This is a genomic window from Acidovorax sp. KPB24-07, assembly GCF_057543315.1.
In genome coordinates, this window is the sequence record NZ_BAAJYS010000965.1 from 1 (window position 1) to 540 (window position 540).

A 540-nucleotide genomic window follows, 5' to 3' on the forward strand; every position below is an offset into this window, starting at 1 on the left:
CGAGCGGGAGTTCAACACCCGGCACTGGGGCAAACCCATGACCCTGCACGGCGTGCGCCGCTGGCTCCTGGGCGAGACCATGCCCGATGCCCGCAAGCTCATCACCCTGGCCGAATGGCTGGGCATGCCGGTGCAGGAACTGGCGTTCGGCGTCGCCGACGGTACCGAAGTGCGCGAGCAGCCCGCCCAGTGGCACGTCGGCGTGGGCTATGAGGACCGCGAGCTGTTCGACACCTACCTCAAGCTGCCCGTGCCCAAGCGGCGCCTGGCGCGCGAGGTGATCCTGGCCATCGCCAAGGCCCACGCGGCCGATCAGCCCAAGCCGGCCGGCAAGCCCCATTGACGCGGGCACCAACCGTCACCCCAAATCACGGCGGCCGCGTAACTCGAAGACGGAGTCAATCCACGGCCAACGGGCGTGCCTAGCGTGCCGCCCATGCAAGATCCCAAGCAACTGTTTGCCGAGAAATTACGCCAAGCCATGGTGGCGGCCGGCTACGAACCCAAGCCCTCCGTCCTCGAGCGGGAGTTCAACACCCG

General features: G+C 67.8%; 1 protein-coding gene and 1 pseudogene. Both read left to right on the top strand.

Annotated elements, in window-relative coordinates; all coding sequences use genetic code 11:
- On the top strand, positions 1 to 343 hold a 343-nt coding region (locus tag AC27IQ_RS26920), incomplete at its 5' end, for an XRE family transcriptional regulator (protein ID WP_487091531.1).
- Between the two features lie 93 nt (positions 344 to 436).
- Positions 437 to 540: pseudogene (locus AC27IQ_RS26925) on the top strand (XRE family transcriptional regulator); the annotation flags it as partial.